At 60.1% G+C, this 17,609-nt stretch carries 16 protein-coding genes; 11 read left to right on the top strand and 5 right to left on the bottom strand.

The features are described from left to right. Positions 1-191 precede the first annotated feature (191 nt). Both sigJ and AB7M26_RS16910 read right to left on the bottom strand, forming a co-directional pair. Positions 192-1,091 carry an RNA polymerase sigma factor SigJ gene (gene sigJ, locus AB7M26_RS16915; protein ID WP_123495174.1) on the bottom strand — a complete coding sequence of 300 codons (900 nt, stop codon included), beginning with the start codon at positions 1,089-1,091 and terminating at the stop codon, positions 192-194. A 3-nt stretch (positions 1,092-1,094) separates the two neighbouring features. Continuing rightward, positions 1,095-1,529, bottom strand: a complete 435-nt coding sequence (locus AB7M26_RS16910) for a carboxymuconolactone decarboxylase family protein (protein ID WP_123495176.1) — start codon at positions 1,527-1,529, stop codon at positions 1,095-1,097. Between the two features lie 140 nt (positions 1,530-1,669). Here AB7M26_RS16910 and AB7M26_RS16905 point away from each other — a divergent pair, with 140 nt between their 5' ends. Together AB7M26_RS16905 and AB7M26_RS16900 are read left to right on the top strand one after the other, a co-directional pair. Further along, entirely contained in the window at positions 1,670-2,104 is a 435-nt protein-coding gene (locus AB7M26_RS16905) for a YeeE/YedE family protein (RefSeq protein ID WP_123495177.1), read from the top strand. Between the two features lie 2 nt (positions 2,105-2,106). Further along, complete coding sequence (locus AB7M26_RS16900; protein WP_052964169.1) at positions 2,107-2,520, top strand: DUF6691 family protein; 414 nt, start codon at positions 2,107-2,109, stop codon at positions 2,518-2,520. Between the two features lie 41 nt (positions 2,521-2,561). On the opposite strand, the gene AB7M26_RS16895 is transcribed toward AB7M26_RS16900, so the two are convergent. Then, positions 2,562-3,845, bottom strand: a complete 1,284-nt coding sequence (locus tag AB7M26_RS16895; protein ID WP_123495179.1) for a Zn-dependent hydrolase — start codon at positions 3,843-3,845, stop codon at positions 2,562-2,564. 150 nt (positions 3,846-3,995) lie between these two features. After that, on the bottom strand, positions 3,996-5,480 hold the full coding sequence (locus AB7M26_RS16890) for an NCS1 family nucleobase:cation symporter-1 (RefSeq protein ID WP_123495180.1): 1,485 nt from the start codon (positions 5,478-5,480) through the stop codon (positions 3,996-3,998). A 621-nt stretch (positions 5,481-6,101) separates the two neighbouring features. Between AB7M26_RS16890 and hydA the strand changes: the two genes are divergently transcribed. From hydA to preA, 3 genes are all read left to right on the top strand, one after another. Beyond that, positions 6,102-7,541, top strand: coding sequence for a dihydropyrimidinase (gene hydA, locus AB7M26_RS16885; protein WP_123495183.1), 1,440 nt, complete (start codon positions 6,102-6,104; stop codon positions 7,539-7,541). Between the two features lie 147 nt (positions 7,542-7,688). Then, complete coding sequence (locus AB7M26_RS16880) at positions 7,689-9,056, top strand: NAD(P)-dependent oxidoreductase (protein ID WP_123495419.1); 1,368 nt, start codon at positions 7,689-7,691, stop codon at positions 9,054-9,056. Beyond that, a complete protein-coding gene (gene preA / locus AB7M26_RS16875; protein WP_123495185.1) occupies positions 9,057-10,331 on the top strand; it encodes an NAD-dependent dihydropyrimidine dehydrogenase subunit PreA in 1,275 nt (424 codons plus the stop codon). Positions 10,332-10,471: 140 nt separating this feature from the next. On the opposite strand, the gene AB7M26_RS16870 is transcribed toward preA, so the two are convergent. Further along, positions 10,472-11,092, bottom strand: a complete 621-nt coding sequence (locus tag AB7M26_RS16870; RefSeq protein ID WP_123495187.1) for a TetR/AcrR family transcriptional regulator — start codon at positions 11,090-11,092, stop codon at positions 10,472-10,474. Between the two features lie 236 nt (positions 11,093-11,328). Here AB7M26_RS16870 and AB7M26_RS16865 point away from each other — a divergent pair, with 236 nt between their 5' ends. The 6 genes from AB7M26_RS16865 to AB7M26_RS16840 all read left to right on the top strand — a co-directional run bounded on the left by AB7M26_RS16865 (position 11,329) and on the right by AB7M26_RS16840 (position 17,600). Continuing rightward, positions 11,329-12,624, top strand: coding sequence for an OprD family porin (locus tag AB7M26_RS16865; RefSeq protein WP_123495189.1), 1,296 nt, complete (start codon positions 11,329-11,331; stop codon positions 12,622-12,624). 298 nt (positions 12,625-12,922) lie between these two features. Continuing rightward, a complete protein-coding gene (locus AB7M26_RS16860) occupies positions 12,923-13,735 on the top strand; it encodes an NAD-dependent epimerase/dehydratase family protein (protein WP_123495191.1) in 813 nt (270 codons plus the stop codon). A 45-nt stretch (positions 13,736-13,780) separates the two neighbouring features. Beyond that, positions 13,781-14,674, top strand: coding sequence for an SMP-30/gluconolactonase/LRE family protein (locus AB7M26_RS16855; protein ID WP_123495193.1), 894 nt, complete (start codon positions 13,781-13,783; stop codon positions 14,672-14,674). 57 nt (positions 14,675-14,731) lie between these two features. Then, positions 14,732-15,715, top strand: a complete 984-nt coding sequence (locus AB7M26_RS16850; protein ID WP_007899503.1) for a TRAP transporter substrate-binding protein — start codon at positions 14,732-14,734, stop codon at positions 15,713-15,715. A gap of 76 nt (positions 15,716-15,791) precedes the next feature. After that, on the top strand, positions 15,792-16,319 hold the full coding sequence (locus AB7M26_RS16845) for a TRAP transporter small permease (protein WP_123495195.1): 528 nt from the start codon (positions 15,792-15,794) through the stop codon (positions 16,317-16,319). Then, positions 16,320-17,600 (top strand): TRAP transporter large permease, encoded by a 1,281-nt coding sequence (locus tag AB7M26_RS16840; protein ID WP_123495198.1) that lies wholly within the window; start codon positions 16,320-16,322, stop codon positions 17,598-17,600. The last annotated feature ends 9 nt before the right edge of the window (positions 17,601-17,609 follow it).

Genomic DNA, 17,609 nt, shown 5'->3' with positions numbered 1-17,609 from the left:
ACGCGCGGCCCTGTGAAGATTACGACCGCTGGGGGCTCTGATAGTGCGAATGAAGCGGCTGCCGGGAACACAAGATCAAAAGATCGCAGGCTTCGCCAGCGCCTACGGGGAATGCATGCATCCGCATGATCATGGGTGTACTCGGTCAATGTAGGAGCTGCCGCAGGCTGCGATCTTTTCGGGTCGATGCATTACCGCACGTCCAACCCCGCTTCCAACCCCGCCAACTTATCCGGATTACGCATGATGAAAATCCGGTTCACCCGCCCCGCTTCGTCAAAACCAAAACTCAGCGACGCGACGAGTTCGCCGTCGGTTTTGATGATCACGCCTTGAGCGCCGTTGATTGCCGTGGGCAGCCATTCGTACGTTTGCCAGTAGGTGTGCAGCGACTGGCCGATGAATTCCAGCACGCTGTTGATGCCGAACAGGGTTTCGCGGATGGCCGAGGCCTTGCCGCCGCCGTCGGCGCAGAGTTCGACGTCTTCGGCCAGCAACGCGGTCAGGGATGCGGTTGAGCCGCTGGCGATGGCGCTGTGGAAGGCGTTCAGCAATTGGTCCTGACGCGCGGGTTCGGGTTGATAGCGGATTTGCCCGCTCCCCAGACCGGCCTTGGCCCGGGACACCAATTTGCGGCAAGCCGCTTCCTGGACCCCGATCGCCTCGGCCACTTGCGCGTAATCCATGTCGAAAATTTCGTAGAGCAGGTACGCGGCGCGTTCCTTGGGGGTCAGCCGTTCCAGCAAGAGCAGGAACGCGGTGGACAAAGACGAGGCCAGTTCATGCATGTGTTCGGGTGAATGCTGGTGGGTAGTGTGAATCGGCTCCGGCAGCCAGGTGCCGATGTAATCGACCCGTGACGTGTGCGCCGAGCGCAGCAGGTCAATGCAGTGCCGGGTGCAGGCCGTGGTGAGCCAGGCGGCCGGCGTGGCGATGGAGGCCCGGTCGGCCTCCAGCCATTTGATGAACAGCTCTTGCACCACATCTTCGGCTTCGGTGCGCGAGCCGAGAATGCGATACGCCAGACCGAGCAAAAAGGCCCGGCGCTGCTCGAATACAGCGGCGGCGTTTTCAGCTTCAGCGAAGTTCATCGATCAGTGCCTCGACACCTGCAAACGGTTCCACAGGTTGATCATGCCGATCTCGGCCGTCAAGGCACCGATCTGAGCATCGTTGAAATGCTCGCGCAAGTCGCCGCGCAGGGTGGCGTAATCGGTCTTCTCATCGAGTACGGTCAGGGCTTCGGTCCAGGCCAGGGCGGCGCGTTCCGAGGCGCTGAAATCGCTGACGTGACGCCAGACGATCAGGCGGTCCAGGCGCTCGTTGGTTTCATTGGCCTCGCGCGCCTCGCGGGTGTGCATCTTCACGCAGAAACCGCATTGGTTGATCTGCGAGGCACGCAGGTGCAGCAGGTGTTTGAGGGTCGGGTCCAGGTCATGACTGTCGAGGGTGACATGGACCTGGGTCAGGCTTTCGAAAACCTGAGGAATGGACTGCAGCAGATTGACCGGTTGGGTGTTGGACGACATCGTGTTGCTCCGTCATTTGAGGGATTCAACAGGATGACGATTGAGGATTCGGTTTTGTGACGTGGGTACCCAAAAGCAGCCCTATGCTCAAACAAAAAAGAGTGGTTTAGTGCCGTTCTTTGCCCGTCTGGAGAGTTGCCATGATGCTTGATTCGCTTCACTTCACCCCGTGGTCCGCTTTGGCCGGAGGTGTACTGATCGGTCTGGCCGCCAGCGTCATGGTAGTGGCCAACGGACGCGTTGCCGGGATCAGCGGGCTGCTAGGCGGTCTGCTTGAGGGTAATGATTCGGGACGGGGCGAAAAAGCTCTATTCCTGCTCGGACTATTGGCCGCGCCGTTGTTGTGGGCGTTGTTTCATGTGTGGCCGGCCATCGAATTCAAAACCGGTGCCGTGGGTCTGATCATTGCCGGATTGTGCGTCGGCGTCGGCACTCGTTATGGCTCCGGATGCACCAGTGGCCATGGTGTGTGCGGTATCTCGCGCCTGTCACCGCGCTCCATTGCCGCCACCTTAAGCTTCATGTTCGCCGGCTTCGTGACGGTGTTCGTCCTGCGTCATCTGCTGGGGTATTGAACATGCGCAAACTGACCGCTTTCCTCGCCGGCCTGCTGTTTGGCATCGGCCTGTTGCTGGCCGGCATGGCAAACCCGGCCAAAGTACTGGGCTTTCTGGACATTACCGGTGTGTGGGATCCCTCCCTGGCGCTGGTCATGATCGGGGCCATTGCCGTGGCCTGGGGGCCGTTTCATTGGGCCATGAAACAACCAACGTCCTTGTTGGGGGCGCCTATGCAGTTGCCGATCAGCCGTGAGCTGGATCGGCGCCTGATCGGTGGCAGCCTGCTATTCGGAGTCGGTTGGGGCATTGCCGGCATCTGTCCCGGCCCGGCGCTGGTGTTGCTACCGACGGGCCACTGGCAGGCCTGGGTTTTCGTCATCGCCATGCTGGCGGGGATGCTGATGTTCAAAGCGTTGCAAACCCGCCGTTGAGCATCCCGCCAACACAATGAGGCTATCGAACAACCGATGCCTCAAGCCGCTTGCTTGCCACTGGCAATCGCATCCGAAGCCGCCAGCATTGCCCGCAACAACACCGCACACCCGGCGGCGAGGTCATCCGGCGCGGCGTTTTCGATTTCGTTGTGGCTGATGCCGCCCTCGCAGGGCACGAAGATCATCCCGGCCGGGCCAAGTTCGGCGAGGAAGATCGCGTCGTGCCCTGCACCGCTGACGATGTCCATGTGCGATAAACCCAACCCTTGCGCCGCGCCGCGTACCGCTTCGACGCAACCCTTGTCGAAGTACAGCGGCGGGAAGTCGGCGGTGGGGGTCAGTTCGAACGTCAGGCCGTGTTCCTCGCAGGTGGTTTCGATGACTTCGCGAACTTCGGCGATCATTGAATCGAGTCGCGCCGGCTCCAGATGACGAAAATCCAGGGTCATGCGCACTTCGCCAGGAATCACGTTGCGCGAGCCGGGGTAGGCTTGCAGGCAGCCGACGGTGCCGCAGGCGTGGGGTTGATGGCCGAGGGCGGCGCGATTGACCGCGCCGACGATTACCGAGGCACCGACCAGAGCGTCCTTGCGCAAGTGCATCGGCGTCGGACCGGCGTGGGCTTCGACGCCGCGCAGTTTCAGGTCGAACCATTTCTGCCCGAGGGCGCCCATCACGACACCGATGGTTTTGCGCTCATCCTCAAGAATCGGGCCTTGCTCGATGTGAGCTTCGAAATACGCGCCTACGGCATGGCCGCTGACCTTGCGCGGTCCGGCATAGCCAATGGCGTTCAGGGCTTCGCCGACGGTCACGCCCTCGGCATCGACCTTGGCCAGGGTTTCTTCGAGGGTGAATTTTTCCGCGAACACGCCGGAGCCCATCATGCAGGGAGCGAAGCGCGAGCCTTCTTCGTTGGTCCAGACCACCACTTCCAGCGGCGCTTCGGTTTCCACGCCCAGGTCATTGAGGGTGCGCAAGACTTCGACCCCGGCCAGCACGCCGAAGCAGCCGTCGAACTTGCCGCCAGTGGGTTGGGTGTCGATGTGGCTGCCGGTCATTACCGGCGGCAGATTCGGATTGCGGCCGGGCCGACGGGCGAAGATATTGCCGACGGCGTCGATGCTGACGGTGCAGCCGGCTTCCTCGCACCAGTTCACGAAGATGTCCCGGGCCTGGCGGTCGAGGTCGGTCAGGGCCAGCCGACAGACGCCGCCCTTGACCGTGGCACCGAGTTTGGCGAGGTCCATGAGCGACTGCCACAGACGGTCGCGGTTGATGTGCTGATGGGTGGACTGCAGAACGTCTATGGCAGCGTTCATGGTGATCTCCTCAGGCAGTTGTTATAGGTTTCTTCAGGTATTTCCTGGGTGTGCTTTAGGCCGCCATCGCGGGCAAGCCCGCTCCCACATGGATTGTGTGAACACTGAAAATCCCTGTGGGAGCGGGCTTGCCCGCGATGAGGCCAGTACTCACACCGCCGATTTCACGGCAGTAGGACTCGGCCGCATCACACTCAACCCGTAATAAATCAGCCCACCAAGGGCCGAGCCAGTGAACCAGCCGTAGCTGTAAAACCAGCTGAACGCATCGCTGCCCAGCGACAGCAGCGTCAACGCCACCGGCACGCCGAACGCGATAAAACCGAACCAGTTCCACGCCGGGTAAACGTCATCACGGTAGAGGCCCGCCAGGTCCAGTTGCTGTTTCTTGATCAGGAAATAGTCCACCACCATGATCCCGGCGATCGGGCCCAGCAGGCTTGAATAGCCCAGCAACCAGTTGGAATACACCGTCTCCAGGCTCAAATCCGAGACGATCAGCCCCAGTTTTTTCAACAATTCATGAGCCATCAGCGCCAACCCGACCAAACCCGTGAGCATCACCGCTTTGGTGCGGTTGATGACCTTGGGCGCAACGTTCTGGAAATCGTTGGTTGGCGAAACAATGTTGGCCGCGGTGTTGGTCGACAACGTGGCGATGATGATCAGCGCCATGGCCAGGGCGACCCACATCGGGCTCTGGATATGGCCGATCAGAGTGACCGGATCGGAGACAGTAACGCCCACCAGTTTTACCGAAGCGGCTGTCATCACCACACCAAGGGAGGCGAACAGGAACATGGTCAGGGGCAAGCCGATAATCTGCCCGATGATCTGATCCTTCTGGCTTTTCGCGTAGCGGCTGAAGTCTGGAATGTTCAGCGACAAGGTGGCCCAGAACCCGACCATCGCGGTCAGCCCGGCGGCAAAGTAACTGACCACACTGGCCCCTTCCGGACGCTTGGCCGGGATCGCCATCAATTCAGTCATCGATACGTTCGGCATCGCCCACACCAGCAGCCCCACACCCACCAGCACCAACAACGGCGCCGAAAGGGTTTCCAGCCATTTGATCGAGTCCGCGCCGCGAATCACCACCCACAGGTTCAAGGCCCAGAACAGCATGAAGCCGATCACTTCACCGGTGCCGCCGAGGGCTTTCCAGCCATCGAACACCGAACCGAGAAACAGGTGAATCGCCAGCCCGCCGAACATCGTCTGGATGCCGAACCAGCCGCAGGCCACCAGGGCACGGATGAGGCACGGAATGTTGGAGCCAAGGATCCCGAAGGACGAGCGCAGCAACACCGGAAACGGAATGCCGTACTTGGTGCCGGGGAAGGCGTTCAGGGTCAGCGGGATCAGCACGATGATGTTGGCAAACAGAATCGCCAGCAGCGCTTCACCGACGCTCAGGCCGAAATAAGCGGTGAGCACGCCGCCGAGGGTGTAGGTCGGTACGCAGATCGCCATGCCGACCCACAGCGCAGTGATGTGCCATTTGTTCCAGGTGCGTTCGCGCACCTTGGTCGGTGCCATGTCGTGGTTGTAACGGGGACTGTCAAGCACGTCGCTGCCGGCTTCGAGCTCAAACAAGCCGTCGCGCTCGGTCACTTGCGATCTGATCTGTTGCATGGCCGCTCCACTGTTCTTTTGATTATTTTTGCTCATCAGGGCTGGCGCGAGGTGCGCGAGCCGGACGATGGCCGGAGAAACTGACAACTTTCATGGACCGGCCAAGGTGTCAGCGGCGGCATCAATAAACGTGCCGGGTGCCCCGCTAGCGCATCGGGCAGTGCCATAAAATTTCGCTAACCAACTGATGTTAATCAGCTTTATTTATCCAACTATTGAATCCGCGGTGTGTTGCCATGCCACTCAGGCCGAATGTCAGGCAAGTTGTCCGAACAGTCAGGACTCAATCTGGTGCGTCGATCTTTTTTGAAAGATTGCGCATCAACCATAGACCATCCTCAAGCGGCTGATTTCACATAGAAAATCTTGACCATATTTCGAACCTGTCAAGTGCGTCAAAATGGTGAGAGGCCTCACCATTTTGGTGATTTTCAGTTTTTATCTTTATTTTTCAATGAGTTAAATCAGTAATAAGCTTATAAAAAATATTCTTGCTCAATCCACAAACTGCAGCTAGCGTCTATTCTTGACAGCGCTGACAGGAATACACCGATTGGCGTCTGCTTCATATAAAACATTTAGAACCGGCATCAGTCGGTCAATGCCTGCGAGGAACTCGGAATGTCTCTGTTGATCCGTGGCGCCACCGTTATTACCCATGATGAAAGTTATCGCGCCGACGTCTATTGCGCCGACGGCGTGATCAAAGCCATCGGTGAAAACCTCGATGTTCCCGTCGATGCCGAAGTGCTCGACGGCAGCGGCCAATACCTGATGCCCGGCGGCATCGATCCGCACACTCATATGCAGTTGCCCTTCATGGGCACGGTGGCCAGCGAAGACTTTTTCAGTGGCACGGCGGCGGGACTGGCCGGCGGTACCACCTCGATCATCGACTTCGTGATTCCCAACCCGCAGCAATCGTTGATGGAGGCGTTTCATCAATGGCGCGGCTGGGCGGAGAAGTCGGCGTCGGATTACGGTTTCCACGTCGCCATCACCTGGTGGAGCGAGCAGGTCCGCGAAGAAATGGCCGAGCTGGTCAGCCACCACGGGGTCAACAGCTTCAAGCACTTCATGGCCTACAAGAACGCGATCATGGCCGCCGACGATACGCTGGTGGCGAGTTTCGAGCGGTGTCTGGAATTGGGCGCGGTGCCGACCGTGCATGCGGAAAACGGCGAACTGGTCTATCACCTGCAACGCAAATTGATGGCCCAGGGCATGACCGGGCCGGAAGCACATCCGCTGTCGCGGCCTTCGCAGGTGGAAGGTGAAGCCGCGAGCCGGGCGATCCGCATTGCCGAAACCCTCGGCACGCCGCTGTACCTGGTGCACGTCTCGACCAAGGAAGCCCTCGACGAAATCACCTACGCCCGCGCCAAGGGCCAACCGGTCTACGGCGAAGTGCTGGCCGGGCATCTGCTATTGGACGACAGCGTTTACCAACACCCGGACTGGCAGACCGCCGCCGGTTATGTGATGAGCCCGCCCTTCCGTCCTCGCGGCCATCAAGAGGCGCTTTGGCATGGCCTGCAAGCGGGCAACCTGCACACCACCGCCACCGACCACTGCTGCTTCTGCGCCGAACAAAAAGCCGCCGGCCGTGACGACTTCAGCAAGATCCCCAACGGCACTGCGGGTATCGAAGACCGTATGGCGGTGCTCTGGGATGAAGGGGTGAACACCGGTCGCTTGTCGATGCAGCACTTCGTTGCCCTCACCTCTACCAACACCGCGAAGATCTTCAACCTCTACCCGCGCAAGGGTGCGATTCGTGTGGGCGCCGATGCCGATCTGGTGCTCTGGGATCCGGAAGGTACGCGGACGATTTCTGCCAAGACCCATCACCAGCAAGTCGACTTCAACATCTTCGAAGGCAAGACCGTGCGCGGCGTGCCGAGCCACACCGTCAGCCAGGGCCGAGTGGTGTGGGCCGATGGTGATTTGCGCGCCGAGCGTGGTGCCGGTCGGTATGTCGAACGGCCGGCGTATCCGGCGGTGTTTGATTTGCTGAGCAAGCGGGCTGAGATGAACAAGCCGACGGCAGTGAAACGCTGACCTGACCACCTGTGGCGAGGGAGCTTGCTCCTCAGGAATCGGGGCGGCTTCGCCACCCAGCGGGAGCAAGCTCCCTCGCCACAGGATGATGCGTAAAAACCAATGCCCACCAGAGGCAGCACCTCAAATAACCGTGAGGCCAACACCGTGATCAAGACCTTGAACCACCTCCCGCATCCCCATGAGGACGCGGCCGCCCTCGCTGGCCAGTTCACCGATCTGGCGCCACCGCTCAACGACCGTCAGGCCCATCTGGAAGCCTCGCGCTGCCTGTACTGCTACGACGCGCCGTGTGTGAATGCCTGTCCGAGCGACATCGACATTCCATCGTTCATCCGCAATATCCATCAGGAAAACGTTCAGGGCGCCGCGCAGAAAATCCTCACGGCGAATATCCTCGGCGGCAGTTGCGCCCGGGTCTGCCCGACGGAGATTCTTTGCCAGCAGGCCTGCGTGCGCAACAACGCCCAGGAATGCGCGCCGGTGCTGATCGGCCTGTTGCAACGCTATGCCGTGGACAATGCCCATTTCAGCGAACACCCGTTCCAGCGTGCCGCCTCGACCGGCAAGCGCATCGCCGTGGTCGGTGCCGGCCCGGCGGGTTTGTCGTGTGCGCACCGCAGCGCCATGCACGGCCATGACGTGGTGATTTTCGAGGCGCGGGAAAAGGCTGGCGGCCTCAACGAATACGGGATCGCCAAGTACAAACTGGTGGACGATTACGCGCAGAAGGAGCTTGAATTCCTGATGGGGATTGGCGGGATCGAGATTCGCCACGGGCAGAAACTCGGCGACAACCTGACCCTCAGCGAACTGCATCAGCAATTCGATGCGGTGTTCCTCGGCCTTGGTCTGGCCGCCAGCAAACAGCTGGGGCTAGCCCATGAGGATGCCCCCGGCCTGCTCGCCGCCACCGACTACATCCGCGAACTGCGTCAGGCCGATGACCTGACGCAACTGCCACTGGCCGAGCACTGCATTGTCCTTGGTGCCGGCAACACCGCCATCGACATGGCCGTGCAAATGGCCCGTCTCGGCGCTCGCGACGTAAATCTGGTGTACCGCCGCGGCGTCGAGGACATGGGCGCCACCGGTCACGAACAGGACATCGCCAAGGCCAATCAGGTGCGGCTGCTGACCTGGGCGCAACCGCAAGAGGTGCTGCTCAACGATAAGGGCCAGGTGCGCGGCATGCGCTTCGCCCGCACCCGGTTGGTGGAAGGTCGTCTGCAAACCACCGGCGAAACCTTCGAACTGGCCGCCGACGCGATCTTCAAAGCCATCGGCCAAACCTTCGACAACAGCGCCCTCGCCGATCCGCTGGCCCGTGAACTCAAGCGTCAGGGCGACCGCATCCTCGTCGACGAACAGCTGCGCACCAGCATCCCCTGCGTGTATGCCGGCGGCGACTGCACCAGCCTCGATCAGGACCTCACCGTGCAGGCCGTGCAGCACGGCAAGCTGGCCGCCGAGGCCATCAACGCTCAACTCATGCTCAACGTGGAGGCTGCGTAAATGGCCGATCTCTCGATTGTCTTCGCCGGCATCAAAGCCCCCAATCCGTTCTGGCTGGCCTCTGCGCCACCGACCGATAAAGCCTACAACGTGGTTCGCGCGTTCGAGGCCGGCTGGGGCGGCGTGGTCTGGAAAACCCTGGGTGAGGACCCGGCGGCGGTCAACGTATCGTCGCGTTACTCGGCGCACTTCGGGGCTAATCGGGAGGTGCTTGGTTTTAACAACATTGAACTGATCACCGACCGTTCGCTGGAGATCAACCTGCGGGAAATCACCCAGGTGAAAAAGGACTGGCCGGATCGCGCACTGATCGTGTCGCTGATGGTGCCCTGCGTCGAAGAGTCATGGAAAAACATCCTGCCGCTGGTGGAAGCCACCGGGGCCGATGGCATTGAACTGAATTTCGGCTGCCCCCACGGCATGCCGGAACGGGGTATGGGCGCGGCGGTCGGCCAAGTGCCGGAGTATGTCGAGCAGGTCACCCGCTGGTGCAAGACCTATTGCTCGCTGCCGGTGATCGTCAAGCTCACGCCGAACATCACCGACATCCGCGTCGCCGCCCGTGCCGCTCACCGGGGTGGGGCCGATGCGGTGTCGCTGATCAACACCATCAACTCGATCACCAGCGTCAATCTGGAACGCATGGTCGCCAACCCAGCCGTGGGCAGCCAAAGCACCCATGGTGGTTATTGCGGCTCGGCGGTGAAGCCGATCGCGCTGAACATGGTCGCCGAAATCGCCCGCGATCCTCAGACCCAAGGCCTGCCGATCTCCGGTATTGGCGGCATCGGCAGTTGGCGCGATGCGGCGGAATTCATTGCCCTGGGCAGCGGTTCGGTGCAGGTATGCACGGCGGCGATGCTGCATGGTTTCCGGATTGTCGAGGAGATGAAGGACGGTTTGTCTCGCTGGATGGACAGTCAGGGCTACGCCAGCGTGTCGGAATTTTCCGGGCGAGCGGTGGGCAATACCACGGACTGGAAGTACCTGGACATCAACTATCAGGTGATTGCGAAGATTGATCAGCAGGCGTGCATCGGTTGCGGTCGCTGCCACATCGCTTGCGAAGACACCTCGCACCAGGCGATTGCAAGCCTTAAGCAGGCGGACGGGACGCATAAATATGAAGTGATCGATGATGAGTGTGTGGGGTGCAATCTGTGTCAGATCACGTGCCCGGTGCAGGATTGCATCGAGATGGTGCCGATGGATACGGGCAAGCCGTTTCTGGACTGGAATCATGATCCGCGCAATCCCTATCACGTTACCCTTTAAGCTCTGCGGCGCCTGAACGGACGCCATCGCGGGCAAGCCCGCTCCCACAGTGATTTATGTCGTATACAAATTCCGTGTACACCGAGAACTCTGTGGGAGCGGGCTTGCCCGCGATGAGGCCAGCCGCAACAACGAAAACTTCAAGGCTCCAACCCGATCCCACGCAATATCACGCTCGTCACCGTCTGCACCGCCCGCTCGAACTGCATGTCCGACAGCGGCTGGTGATCATTAAGAATATTCACCTGGTGGTCAAAGTCGGCGTAGTGCTGGGTCGAGGCCCAGATCATGTACAGCAGGCTGGAAGGCTCCACCGGCAGGATGCGTTTGTCCTCCACCCACTGGCGAATTTTCGCTTCTTTCATCTTGGCCCAGTCGTACAGGCTGGCGTCCAGTTTGTCACCCAGTGTCGGCGCACCGTGGATGATTTCGTTGGCCCAGACTTTCGAGCCGTACGGCCGGCTGCGGGAATGGTTCATCTTGGCGCGGATGTAACTGCTGAGTACCACACGCGGGTCATCGAACATCTCGAAGCACAAGGCGTCCTGCTTCCAGACCTCCAGCAAACCCAGCAATACCGCGCTGTACAGCTCGCTCTTGGTGCTGAAGTAGTAATGCAGGTTGGAACGCGGCAGTTGCACTTCGGCGGCGATGTCGGCCATGGCGGTGCTGCCGAAACCTTTTTCGGCGAAGACTTTTTCGGCCCCCAGCAGAATTTTTTCGACGTTACTGCGACGAATCTCGATCTTGTGATTGCCCATGAGGGCTCCCTGACAACAGCGTTGGTCAAGACTAGCATCCGCTCTGGATCGGGCGACAGGGGAACACGAAACTTCGTACGGTGGCCTTGCAGCTCGGTGACAGTCAACATTGATGGAGAAGTCATCGTATAACTTGTGATTGACATCCTCTTAAAGCCTCGCAAATAATCGCCGCCAATGTTGTACGACGACGTATAACAAAAAATAAAAACAACAAAAAATAAGGGAGCGTTATCGTGAGCAGACTCGCCCGCAATTCCTTCACCAGCACCCCTCGCCGCACCTTCGTCCGTCGCCAAACCCTCAGCCTGATCGGTTGCAGCAGCCTGGCCTTCCTCCTGCCCCTGACCAGCCAGGCCGAAGGTTTCGTCGATGACGCCAAAGCCACGTTGAATCTGCGCAATGCCTACATCAATCGCAACTTCACCAACCCGAACAATGCCCAGGGCAAGGCTGAAGAGTGGACGCAGAACTTCATCCTCGACGCCAAATCCGGGTTCACTCAGGGTCCCGTCGGTTTCGGCGTGGATGTGCTCGGTATGTACTCGCAGAAACTCGACGGCGGTAAGGGCACGGGCGGTACGCAGTTGTTGCCGATTCATGATGACGGCCGCCCCGCCGACAATTTCGGCCGTCTGGGTGTGGCGCTGAAAGCCATGGTGTCGAAAACCGAATTGAAGGTCGGGGAATGGATGCCGGTGCTGCCGATCCTGCGCTCCGATGATGGTCGCTCGCTGCCGCAAACCTTTCGCGGCGGCCAGGTCACCTCCACCGAACTCAGCGGCCTGACGCTCTACGGCGGCCAGTTCCGCGGCAACAGCCCGCGCAATGACGCAAGCATGGAAGACATGTCGATGAACGGCAGAGGCGCGTTCACCTCCGACCGCTTCAACTTTGGCGGCGGCGAGTATGCGTTCAATGAAAAGCGTACTCAGGTCGGCGTCTGGTACGCGGAACTCAGCGATATTTATCAGCAGCAGTATTTCAACCTGAGCCATAGCCAGCCCATGGGTGACTGGACCCTGGGTGCCAACCTCGGTTACTTCATTGGCAAGGAAGACGGCAGCGCGCTGGCCGGCGACCTCGACAACAAAACCGCGTTCGCCCTGCTCTCGGCCAAATACGGCGGCAATACCTTCTATGTCGGCCTGCAAAAACTCAGCGGCGACAGCGCCTGGATGCGCGTCAACGGCACCAGCGGCGGCACGCTGGCCAACGACAGCTACAACGCCAGCTATGACAACGCCAAGGAACGCTCCTGGCAGGTGCGCCACGACTACAACTTCGTCGCCCTCGGCATCCCCGGCCTGACGCTGATGAACCGCTACATCAGCGGCGATAACGTGCATACCGGAGCGATCACCGATGGCAAGGAATGGGGCCGCGAATCGGAACTGGCCTACACCGTGCAAAGCGGTGCGCTGAAGAGCCTCAACGTCAAATGGCGCAACGCGACCATCCGCCGCGATTTCAGCACCAATGAATTCGATGAGAACAGGATCTTTATCAGTTACCCGATTTCGTTGTTGTAAGGCGGACATTGCTAGCTGCATAGAACCCTGTGGCGAGGGAGCTTGCTCCCGCTGGAGTGCGAAGCGCTCCCAATCCGATCTCTGAATGTTCCTGAACTTCTGGTTTGGGGGCTGCTTCGCAGCCCAGCGGGAGCAAGCTCCCTCGCCACAGGTCAGTGCACTCACGGATGAACATGACCCTCCGTCAATTTCAACCAAAGTCGCGTTGACAAGCACCAGAAAGCCCAACAATATTCCACCAAGTCATACGACAACCTACAACAACCAATAACTATAAATTTTCTGTTCAGGGATTTACATGACGACCACATCCCCATTCAATCGCCTGCTCCTGACCGGTGCCGCCGGTGGCCTCGGTAAAGTCCTGCGCGAACGCCTGCGACCTTACGCCAACGTCCTTCGTCTGTCGGACATCGCCAACATGGCGCCAGCCATTGATGATCGCGAAGAAGTCGTGCCGTGCGACCTCGCCGACAAGCAAGCGGTGCATCAACTGGTCGAAGGCGTGGACGCGATCCTGCACTTCGGCGGCGTGTCGGTGGAGCGTCCGTTCGAAGAGATCCTGGGCGCCAACATCTGCGGCGTGTTCCATATCTACGAAGCGGCCCGTCGCCATGGCGTGAAGCGGGTGATTTTCGCCAGTTCCAACCACGTCATCGGCTTTTACAAGCAGGACGAAACCCTCGACGCCCACTCCCCTCGCCGCCCGGACAGCTATTACGGCTTGTCCAAGTCCTATGGCGAAGACATGGCCAGTTTCTACTTCGATCGCTATGGCATCGAAACCGTCAGCATCCGCATCGGCTCCTCGTTCCCAGAACCACAGAACCGCCGAATGATGAGCACCTGGCTGAGCTTCGACGACATGACCCGACTGCTCGAACGCGCGTTGTACACCCCGAATGTCGGCCATACCGTGGTGTACGGCATGTCCGACAACAAGAACGTCTGGTGGGACAACCGTTTCGCCGCACACCTGGGTTTTGCGCCACAGGACACCTCCGAAGTGTTCCGCGAAAAAGTCGAAGCCCAACCAATGCCTGCCGAGGATGATCCGGCCCGGGTTTATCAGGGTGGTGCCTTTGTCGCGGCCGGGCCGTTCGGCGACTGAGCCCTCGCCAATCCCCACATAACAAAGCCAAGGGAATGCGTTGCCATGCAAGTCGAATTGATTGTCGATGCCCGCAATATGGTCGGTGAAAGCCCGGTGTGGGTCCCCGAGGAAAACGCCCTGTACTGGGTCGATATTCCGGCCAGAGGATTACAGCGCTGGAACGCCGACAGCGGGCACGTTCATGCCTGGAAAGCCCCGCAAATGCTCGCCTGTATCGCTCGTCACAGCGCGGGGGGCTGGGTCGCCGGCATGGAAAGCGGATTCTTTCACCTGCACCCGCACAACGATGGCAGCCTCGACAGCGAACTGCTGGCCCGCGTCGATCACGCCCGCCCCGACATGCGTCTGAACGATGGCCGCTGTGATCGTCAGGGCCGTTTCTGGGCCGGCAGCATGGTGCAGAACATGGGCGCCAACGCCGTAGATGGCACGCTCTATCGCTACAGTGCCGGACAACGCGGGCCGCTCGACGCCCGGCTCAGCGGTTTCATCGTGCCCAACGGCCTGGGCTTCAGCCCGGACGGCAAGACCATGTACCTCTCGGATTCGCACCCGAATGTGCAGCAGATCTGGGCCTTCGATTACGACATCGACAGCGGCACGCCGTCCAACCGCCGGCTGTTCGTCGACATGCATCACTTCCTCGGCCGCCCCGACGGCGCGGCAGTGGACGCCGAAGGTTGCTATTGGATCTGCGCTAACGACGCCGGGCTGATTCACCGTTTCACCCCCGACGGCCGACTGGATCGCTCCCTCCCCGTGCCGGTGAAGAAACCGACCATGTGCGCCTTCGGTGGCAGCCAGTTCGATACGCTGTTTGTGACCTCGATCCGTCCCGCTGACGACCGTGACGAACAGTCGCTGGCCGGCGGCGTGTTCGCCCTCAACCCCGGCGTCAAAGGCTTGCCGGAACCCGCGTTCAACGAATGGCTTTAACCCCTCTGCTGCATCGCTGTGCCTTGAATAACAACAACAAGACTGGAGACACACCCCATGGATTTCAAACGCACCTTGCTCGCCGCCGCACTTCCCATCACTGCAGCACTCACCTTCACCCTCAGCAGCGCCGCCCAGGCGCTGGAAATCAAATTCGCCGACATTCACCCCGCCGGTTACCCGACCGTGGTCGCCGAAGAACAACTGGGTAAAACCCTGGTGGCCGACAGCAACGGCAAACTGACTTTCAAGATGTTCGCCGGCGGTGTGCTCGGTTCGGAAAAAGAGGTCATCGAACAGGCCCAGGTCGGCGCCATTCAGATGGCCCGGGTCAGCCTCGGCATCGTCGGGCCGGTGGTGCCGGACGTGAACGTGTTCAACATGCCGTTCGTGTTCCGCGACCAGGCGCACATGCGCAAAGTCATCGACGGTGAAGTCGGTGACGAAATCCTCGACAAGATCACCCACTCCGAATTCAACCTGGTCGCCCTGGCCTGGATGGACGGCGGCACGCGCAATATCTACACCAAGAAACCGGTACGCAGCCTCGCCGACCTCAAAGGCATGAAGATCCGCGTGCAGGGCAACCCGATGTTCATCGACACCATCAATGCCATGGGCGGCAATGGCATCGCGATGGATACCGGCGAGATTTTCAGTGCCTTGCAGACCGGGGTGATCGACGGCGCGGAAAACAACCCGCCGACCCTGCTCGAACACAACCACTACCAGAACGCCAAGTTCTACAGCCTGACCGGGCACCTGATCCTGCCCGAGCCGATCGTGATGTCGAAAATCACCTGGGAAAAACTCAGCCCCGACCAGCAAGTGTTGGTGAAAAAAGCCGCCAAAGCCGCACAGGCCCAGGAACGCACACTGTGGGATGCGAAGTCCGCCAGCAGCGAAGAAAAACTCAAGGCCGCCGGCGTCGAGTTCATCACCGTCGACAAAAAACCTTTCTATGAAGCCACCGCTTCGGTCCGGGAAAAATACGGCGCGCCTTACGCCGACCTGATCAAGCGCATCGAAGCCGTTCAGTAACCCTCCCTGCATTCATGAAAGGCCCGGCACCGTTGACGAGTGAATCGTCAGCGGCGCCCGGTTACGGTGAAATCCGATGAAGAATTTGCTGCTGCGCATCAACGACAGGATTTACATGACCTGCATCTGGGTCGCCGGCCTGTCGGTCCTGGCTATTTCCCTGATCATTCCCTGGGGCGTCTTCGCCCGTTACATCCTCGGCACCGGTTCCAGTTGGCCGGAGCCCACCGCAATCTTGCTGATGATGGTCTTCACCTTCATCGGCGCCGCCGCCAGTTATCGTGCCGGTGCGCACATGGCCGTGGCCATGCTCACCGACCGCATGCCCCCCGAACTGCGCAAGACCATGAGCATTATTTCGCAACTGCTGATGGCGACCATTTGCCTGTTCATGGCCATCTGGGGCACCAAGCTCTGCATGTCCACCTGGAACCAGTTCATGAGCGCCTTGCCTACCCTGCGCGTGGGCATCACCTACATGCCGATCCCCGTAGGCGGTGTGCTGACGCTGATTTTCGTGCTGGAAAAACTCTTGCTCGGTGACCAGAGCAACCGTCGGGTCGTGCGTTTCGACCTGGTTGAAGAAAGCGAAGGTGCCGCCTAAATGGACGCTCTGATTCTGCTCGGCAGCTTTATCGCTTTGATCCTGATCGGCATGCCGGTCGCGTATGCCCTGGGGCTTTCTGCCCTGATCGGTGCGTGGTGGATCGACATCCCGTTCCAGGCGTTGATGATTCAGGTCGCGGGCGGTGTGAACAAATTCTCGTTGCTGGCGATTCCGTTCTTCGTCCTCGCCGGCGCGATCATGGCCGAGGGCGGCATGTCCCGCAGGCTGGTGGCTTTTGCCGGGGTGCTGGTGGGGTTCGTGCGCGGCGGCTTGTCGCTGGTGAACATCATGGCCTCGACCTTCTTTGGCGCGATTTCCGGGTCTTCAGTGGCAGACACGGCGTCGGTCGGTTCGGTGCTGATTCCGGAGATGGAGCGTCGCGGCTATCCGCGGGATTTCTCCACCGCCGTGACAGTCAGCGGTTCAGTACAAGCCCTGTTGACGCCACCCAGCCATAACTCAGTGCTGTACTCGCTGGCTGCCGGGGGGACCGTTTCGATCGCTTCGCTGTTCATGGCCGGCGTGGTGCCGGGCCTGCTGATGAGCGCGTGCCTGATGGTGCTGTGCCTGATCTTCGCCAGAAAGCGCAATTATCCCAAGGGCGAAGTCATTCCCCTCAAGCAGGCGCTGAAAATCTGCGGTGAAGCGATGTGGGGCATGATGGCGATGGTCATCATTCTCGGCGGGATTCTCTCGGGCATCTTCACCGCCACCGAATCGGCGGCGATCGCGGTGCTGTGGTCGTTCTTCGTCACCATGTTCATTTACCGCGACTACAAATGGCGTGAGCTGCCCAAGCTGATGCACCGCACGGTGCGCACGATCTCGATCGTGATGATCCTGATCGGCTTCGCCGCCAGCTTCGGCTACATCATGACGCTGATGCAGATCCCGGCGAAGATCACCACGATGTTCCTGACCCTGTCGGACAACCGTTACGTGATCCTGATGTGCATCAACGTGATGCTGCTGTTGCTCGGCACGGTGATGGACATGGCGCCGCTGATCCTGATCCTCACGCCGATTCTGATGCCGGTGATTCTGGGCATTGGCGTGGACCCGGTGCAGTTCGGCATGATCATGCTGGTGAACCTGGGGATCGGATTGATCACGCCGCCAGTGGGCGCGGTGCTGTTTGTCGGCTCGGCGGTGGGCAAGGTCAGCATCGAAAGCACTGTGAAAGCGCTGCTGCCGTTCTATGGCGTGCTGTTCCTGGTGCTGATGGCCGTGACCTACATTCCCGCCATTTCGCTGTGGTTGCCGCATTTGGTGTTGTGACAACGGCTG

It is taken from the genome of Pseudomonas sp. F-14 TE3482 (assembly GCF_053629455.1).
Note: the sequence above shows the minus strand (reverse complement) of the source record. Positions and strands in the feature narration are given on the sequence as shown.